Here is a 300-nt window from a genome sequence, read left to right on the forward strand (position 1 = left end):
AGCTCATGCGCGCCGGAATGATGTTCGCCGACCCGGCGATTTCGGCCAGCTTGAACAGGCGCGGTTCGGGCACGGCGACCTCGCCGACATTCGGCTCGATGGTGCAGAAGGGATAGTTGGCCGCCTGCGCCGCCGCCGTCTGCGTCAGCGCATTGAACAGCGTCGACTTGCCCACGTTCGGCAGTCCGACAATGCCGGATTTAAAGCCCATGACGCGCGTCTCCTAGCTTGGCTCAGGCGCGCCGTATAGGCCAACCGGGCCCGGTAAGGGAAGGGCATTGCCTGTGCGGGCCTCAGCAG

1 protein-coding gene is annotated in these 300 nt (G+C 65.3%); it reads right to left on the reverse strand.

The annotated features are described in order from the left end of the window. A partial coding sequence (locus E5162_RS14685; RefSeq protein ID WP_174235026.1) for a GTPase occupies positions 1–211 on the reverse strand: 211 nt, incomplete at its 3' end. Between the last annotated feature and the right edge of the window lie 89 nt (positions 212–300).

The organism is Marinicauda pacifica (assembly GCF_004793635.1).
GTDB classification, from domain to species: Bacteria; Pseudomonadota; Alphaproteobacteria; order Caulobacterales; family Maricaulaceae; genus Marinicauda; species Marinicauda pacifica.